The sequence below is a fragment of the Rhizobium sp. WYCCWR 11146 genome, assembly GCF_013591995.1.
Classification (GTDB): Bacteria; Pseudomonadota; Alphaproteobacteria; order Rhizobiales; family Rhizobiaceae; genus Rhizobium; species Rhizobium indicum.
Window position 1 is genome coordinate 1 of record NZ_JACCEY010000014.1, and the last position, 6,326, is coordinate 6,326.

The following is a 6,326-nucleotide window of genomic DNA, read 5'->3' on the forward strand; positions in this document are numbered from 1 at the left end:
GCCATCATCAGGGACGGACGACCATGGCAAAACGCTTGACAAACAAGACAGTCGCTCTCCCCGCTGGGGAGAAGAGACGTGTGGCGGCGCCTTGACATCTCTTGGGTCGGGCGCTGAGAGATTGAACGAGGTGAGTGACTTCTGCACCTGTCATAGGAATCTAGCACACCCAAGTTATTGGGCCGGGAGATTCTTCGCCCTTCCTCAAACCGCCTGCCCGCAAGCCCGGCAGAAGCGCCGCACCGTTTCCGCCATGCCGTATTCCAGCGCATCGGCGGTCAGCCCATGACCGATCGAGACCTCGGCAAGCTGGGGAATGCGCTTCACCAGACCAGGCAGGTTTTCGACCGTCAGATCGTGGCCGGCATTGACGGCGAGGCCGATTGCAAGGGCCGCATCCGCCGTCCGTCCAAGCGCCTCGAGGATCGGGGCCGCGCGCTCCGGCGCGTCGAAACAACCGCCATAGGGGCCGGTATAGAGTTCGATCCGGTCAGCGCCGACCGCCTTGGCGATCTCAACCGCCTGTGCATCCCCGTCACCATCGGCAAACAGCGACACCCGGCATCCCATCGTCTTCAGCCGCGCGACGGAATCGGTCAGGAACGCCTGGTGCTTGCGGAAATCCCAGCCGTGATCGGAGGTCGCCTGCGCGGGATCGTCGGGCACCAGCGTCACCTGCTCGGGTGCCGCGCCTGCGCAGAGTTCGAAGAATTCCTCTGTGGGATAGCCCTCGATATTGAACTCGGCCTTGGGGAATTCGTCGTCGATCAGGTTGCGGATCACAGGCAGGTCGGAAAAGCGGATGTGCCGCTGGTCGGGGCGCGGATGCACCGTCAGGCCGCTCGCACCGGCGGCAAGGGCTAATCGCCCGAGCGCTTCGACGCTCGGCCAGGGCAGATCGCGCCGGTTGCGCAGCATGGCGATGGCGTTGAGATTCACGGAGAGCTTGGCGGGCATGGCTGATATCCATCGGTCACGGAAACGGGAGGCCTGCTTTTAAGCCAAGGCCCGTGCGATGGCCAATGAGATTCGCAGATGGATGCGATGCCGATCGTTGATGCGCATCGCTGTCGGGCGGGCATTCGACCGCACCTGCGTACCGCAAACAGTAATTCTCGTCGCTGTTGAAGATGACCGGCCGATACCGCAATGCAGCGCATGTTTTGCTGCAGCACACCCGAAAACTTCGGCAAAATATGCCGTTACGTTGCTATCCCATTTAAAAGAGATTATTTTTAGCACTTATAAAAAAGATCGTTCACGCATAACGTGGACATCGTATCGCGTAGAGTACGCCGCGTACTGCTTCTTTCCCAATGAGAAGAACGCCTAGAGGAAACCCCACTCGCCGCGCATGGGAAGCAACTGGCAAAGCCGCATGAGGTGCAACAACATGCCCCAGGAGGGTTCATGCCAGACGGTTCCAAACGCCTGTTTGCCACCGCCGGTATCGCTTCGGAGGCCCGATCGAAATATCGGTTCCTGCCTTCAGCCGCGCTGCCGCCGGATCTACCTGATGGTCCGGTGCCCATTGCCGACATGGCAAACGCATTCGGCGTCACACACAGGACACTGCATTTCTATGAAGAGAAAGGGTTGATTTCAGCCAACCGCATCGGCCTGATGCGGGTCTACGGCCAGGACGATGTGATGCGCATGGCCGTGATCACGGTCTGCCGCGAAGCCGGCATGCCGATCGCCGTCATCCAGGAACTGATGGGCGAACTCCGCAACGCTGATTCGCAGGAAACGGCCGAGGCAATGTTCCGCGAGGCCCTGCAGGTGCGCAAGCGCGAACTGACGGCGGAGATGTCAACGCTGCACCGCCAGCTCCAGCAGGTCGGCGACCTCCTGGACTACGACGGCAGCATCGAGGAGCCGCCGTTAAACGACAATCAGGACAGTGCAAGCCTGACCGCACAGGAGCGGCGTTGCCTGGAACTGATGGCCGAGGGTTATTCCACCCAGCGCATCGCCCGGGCGCTCGACCTGAAACATGACGAAACCCGTGACCTGGAGGCCGGAATCATCCTGAAATTCCGCGCCAACAACCGCTTCCAGGCCATCGCCAAGGCAGTTCTGCTCGGTATCGTGCAGGCTTAACGCCACCCGCCCAAGACACGGCCGCCACCGTTTCTTCTTCACCACTCCAGATGGCGAATGAGACCTAGCGCGGGTGCGACTGGGATCAGCGGACGATCGTCAGCGTCTCCGCCGCGCGCGTGATCGCGGTATAGAGCCAGCGTTCCCGGGTATCGCGAAATGCCCAGCTCTCGTCGAAGAGCACGACATCGTTCCATTGCGAACCCTGCGCCTTGTGAACGGTCAGCGCATAGCCGAAGTCGAACTCGTCGTAGCGTTTGCGGGTGTTCCAGGGAATCTCGCCCTCGACATCCTCGAAGGCCTGCTTCAGCAGTTTGATCTTGGCCGCTCCCCGGTCCATGTCGTCATCCTCAGGGCGGACGAGCAGATTGATGCCGGGTTTCGTCGTTTCCTTCGACGAGGTCATCACCTGCCAGAGCGAACCGTTGAGCAGGCCCTTGGCCGGATCGTTCCTCAGGCAGACGAGCTTGTCGCCGGTCTGCGGATAATCGGCATTGAAGCCTTTCAGCTCGCGCAGGCGCTGATTGTAACGCCGCCGCGTGCGGTTGGTACCGACGAGCACCTGGTCGGCATCGAGCACCAGCTGCTGCGTCACCTCGTTCTTCGAGATCACCTTGGCCGTGCCGTAATCGCCGTACATCACCTCGTTGCCTTCGCGCACCTGCATGGCAAGCTTGATGATCGGATTGTCGCGCGCCTGCCGGTGGATATCGGTGAGCAGGTAGTCCGGATCCTGATTGGTGAAGTAGCCGCCGCCGGTCACCGGCGGCAGCTGGCCGGGATCGCCGAGCACCAGGATCGGCGTGCCGAAGCTCATTAGATCCTTGCCAAGCGCCTCGTCCACCATCGAGCATTCGTCGACGATGATCAGCGCCGCCTTCGCGACCGGGCTTTGCCGGTTGATCGAAAACATCGGCGCGATCGAGGTCTTGCCTGTTTCCTCGTCTTCCACCGCCTCCTCGCCGCGCGGCCGGTAGATCAACGAATGGATCGTCCGGGCGTTGGAGGCGCCCCGCGAGCGCAGCACCTGCGCCGCCTTGCCGGTGAAGGCGGCAAACAACACGTCGCCATCGACATTTTCGGCAAAATGCTTGGCAAGCGTCGTCTTTCCCGTTCCGGCATAGCCGAACAGGCGAAAGAGCGGCGAGCGCCCTTCCTTCAGCCATTTCGAAACAGCCTTCAGGGCTTCATCTTGTTGCGGCGCAAATTGCATGATCGCAGGACTTGGCAGGATTCGCGGGCTTTAGGCAAGGCGGAAAACGGCAAATCGCCCGGCCGGACGATCATCAGTTCCACTGCCGGTCCGCGCCGCTCGCGCACATCGACGGGTCCTGCCCCATAGCCTCGGTGAGAAAATCCAGAACCGTCTTGACGCGCAGCGGCATGTTGCGCCGCGAGGGATAGACGACGGTCACCGGCAGCCGGCTCGGCTGGAAATCCTTCATCACGGGGACCAGCCGGCCGGCGGCAATATCGGGCATCGCGATGATGTGCGAAAGCACGGCAAGACCCGCTCCAGCAAGGGCTGCCCGGTGAATGGCGACGGCATTGCAGGCGGTCAGCCGCGGTGAGATCCGGACCGATATGTCTTCCGAACCGTTCGAGAAGGACCAGCTATTGGCCTCGCCTGCCCTGTTGTAGCACAGGCATTCATGGTCCTTGATCTCCTTCGGTGCGCGGGGAGCCGCCCTGCGCGCGAGATAGGCGGGAGATGCCACGAGGAAGGCGGTCGTCCAGCCGATCCGCCGGCAGACGAGGCTGCTGTCGGCGACCTGGCCCAAGCGCACTTCGAGATCCAGGCGCTCCTCGATCATATCCGAGCCCTGCTCCCTGAAGATGAGATCGACCGAGAGCTTCGGATGAGCGGCAAGAAGATCGCCGAGTCGCTCGCTGAGATAGAGGCCGAGTGGTGCTGGAACGCTGAGCCTGACCTTTCCCGAGGCCATGGCTCCGTCCGATCCGGCCGCATCGCCAAGCTCCTCAACCGCTTCGAGAATCCGCAGCGCCATCGGCAGCATCCGCTCCCCCTCTGCCGTCAGCGACAGACCGCTCGTCGTGCGATGCAGGAGGCGAGTATTGAAATGGCCTTCGAGGGCTGCGACCTGTCGCGAGACCGCCGGCTGCGTCACGTCGAGATCGTGGGCCGCCGCCGAGAACGAACCCGTCTCCACGACGCGTTGAAAGGTCCGCAATGCCGAAACGATATCCATCCCCGCCCCTCATACTTTTGCGCATAGGCTTTATGCAGCCAGACTAAGCGAGAATGGCTTTACAGTCCAGCAATTAAGGATATTTTCTATCCATAAGGATACTTAATATCCTTAATTGAAGGAGAGACACATGACCCAGCGACTGAACTACGCCCAGCAGTCCCCCGAGCTTTTCAAGAAATTCATGGAATTCAGCATGGCGCTGAAGAGCAGTGTGATCGACGAGAAGCTGCAGGCCCTCGTCGAGATCCGTGCCTCGCAGATCAATGGATGCGGCTTTTGCCTCGATATGCATGTGAAGCAAGCCAAGATCCACGGCGAGACGGAACTGCGGATCTACCACGTCGCCATCTGGCGGGAATCGAACCTGTTCATCCCCCGCGAGCGTGCAGCCCTTGCCTGGACCGAAGCACTGACCAAGCTTCCCGAAGGCGGCATTCCCGACGAGATTTACGAACGGGTGCGCGGCCAGCTTTCCGAAAAGGAAATCTCGGACCTGACCTTCGTCGTCATGGCGATCAATGCCTGGAACCGTGTCAATGTCGGCTTCAAGACCGTGCCCGGCACGGCCGACAAGGCCTATGGCCTCGACAAGGCCGGCCTGAACTAAACCGCGCAATTCATTGAGAAGATTCACCTTTGACGCTGCCGCACTACGGCAGCGAACGGAGATCCACTATGAAAATCGTTGTCATCGGCGGAACCGGCCTTATCGGTTCGAAGACTGTCGAACGCCTGCGCAAACGCGGCCATGACGTGATCGCCGCCTCGCCGAACTCCGGCGTCAACACGATCACGGGAGAAGGACTGGCGGAGGCGCTCTCGGGCGCCGAAGTCGTGCTCGACCTCGCCAACTCGCCGTCCTTCGAGGATAAGGCCGTGCTCGAATTTTTCGAGACCTCGGGCCGCAATCTTCTCACTGCTGAAAAACTCGCCGGCGTCAAGCACCATATCGCCCTCTCCGTCGTCGGCACCGAGCGCCTGCAGGAAAGCGGCTATTTCCGCGGCAAACTCGCTCAGGAAAAGCTGATCAAGGCATCGGGAATTCCCTACACCATCGTGCATTCGACGCAGTTCATGGAATTCCTCGGCGGCATCGCCCAATCGGGAACGGTCGGCCAGACGGTCCACCTGTCGCCGGCCTATGTGCAGCCGATTGCTTCCGACGACGTGGCGGACGCCATGGCGGACGTGGCCCTCTCTGCTCCGGCCAACGCGACGCTCGAGATCGCTGGTCCGGAACGGGCGCGCCTCAGCGAGCTCGTCGCCCGCTATCTGAAGGCCATGAAAGACCCGCGCACCACCGAGGCTGATGTCGAGGCGAGATATTTCGGCGCAAGACTGAACGACCAGTCGCTCATTTCCGACAACAACCCGCGGCTTGGTTCGATCACCTTCGAGCAGTGGTTCGCAAAGTCCGCCCAGCCGACATGATTGACGTGCCCTCAAGACGCGACCGCTCGGGCGCGTCTTCCCCCGACCCAGCAACCATGGAGATTCCGATGATCAGAACATTTTTCCTCGCCGCCGCCCTCGCCTTTCCGGCTGCCACCGGCGTCAGCGCCCATGACAGCAGCGAGTCTGCGAAGGTGACACTCGTCTATGAGCACGAGCTTCCGAACGTGCCGGGCAAGAGCATCAAGGGCGTGCTGGTCGAATACGGCCCGGGCGGCTTCTCCGAAGGCCACACCCATCCCGACACGGCCTTCATCTACGCCACCGTGCTCGAAGGAGCGATCCGCAGCCAGGTCAATGACGGCCCGGTCAAGGTCTATCAGGCGGGAGAAAGTTTCTCCGAAATGCCGGGCGATCGTCACGGTGTCAGCGCCAACGGCAGCGAAACCAAGCCCGCCCGCCTGCTCGCCGTCTTCGTCGTCGACACCAACCAGAAAGAACTGACCTATCCGCTCAACAAGTGACGATCCGCATTACAGCGCCGCGCGTCTTTTCAGACGCGCAAAGGACTCTGTAACACTTTCAACCCTCGCATCGGCCCGAAAATCGGTTCCGATT

At 61.2% G+C, this 6,326-nt stretch carries 7 protein-coding genes; 4 read left to right on the forward strand and 3 right to left on the reverse strand.

The features are described from left to right. Positions 1-204: 204 nt before the first annotated feature. Positions 205-957: a pyridoxine 5'-phosphate synthase gene (locus HX899_RS08475; RefSeq protein ID WP_181292223.1), complete on the reverse strand. Its 753-nt coding sequence runs from the start codon at positions 955-957 to the stop codon at positions 205-207. A 453-nt stretch (positions 958-1,410) separates the two neighbouring features. Here HX899_RS08475 and HX899_RS08480 point away from each other — a divergent pair, with 453 nt between their 5' ends. Beyond that, the gene (locus HX899_RS08480) at positions 1,411-2,103 is read left to right on the forward strand and encodes a MerR family transcriptional regulator (protein ID WP_181292224.1); all 693 of its coding nucleotides are present in this window, start codon (positions 1,411-1,413) and stop codon (positions 2,101-2,103) included. Between the two features lie 85 nt (positions 2,104-2,188). Here HX899_RS08480 and HX899_RS08485 read toward each other — a convergent pair whose 3' ends face one another. Further along, positions 2,189-3,316 (reverse strand): ATP-dependent RecD-like DNA helicase, encoded by a 1,128-nt coding sequence (locus HX899_RS08485; RefSeq protein WP_003560862.1) that lies wholly within the window; start codon positions 3,314-3,316, stop codon positions 2,189-2,191. Between the two features lie 73 nt (positions 3,317-3,389). Then, positions 3,390-4,313 carry a LysR family transcriptional regulator gene (locus tag HX899_RS08490; protein WP_180193780.1) on the reverse strand — a complete coding sequence of 308 codons (924 nt, stop codon included), beginning with the start codon at positions 4,311-4,313 and terminating at the stop codon, positions 3,390-3,392. A gap of 130 nt (positions 4,314-4,443) precedes the next feature. On the opposite strand from HX899_RS08490, the gene HX899_RS08495 reads away from it, so the two are divergent. From HX899_RS08495 to HX899_RS08505, 3 genes are all read left to right on the forward strand, one after another. Next, positions 4,444-4,923, forward strand: coding sequence for a carboxymuconolactone decarboxylase family protein (locus HX899_RS08495; protein ID WP_171603999.1), 480 nt, complete (start codon positions 4,444-4,446; stop codon positions 4,921-4,923). A 68-nt stretch (positions 4,924-4,991) separates the two neighbouring features. Then, positions 4,992-5,747, forward strand: coding sequence for an SDR family oxidoreductase (locus tag HX899_RS08500; protein ID WP_180193779.1), 756 nt, complete (start codon positions 4,992-4,994; stop codon positions 5,745-5,747). A 68-nt stretch (positions 5,748-5,815) separates the two neighbouring features. After that, a complete protein-coding gene (locus HX899_RS08505; protein WP_138387186.1) occupies positions 5,816-6,232 on the forward strand; it encodes a cupin domain-containing protein in 417 nt (138 codons plus the stop codon). Positions 6,233-6,326: the final 94 nt, after the last annotated feature.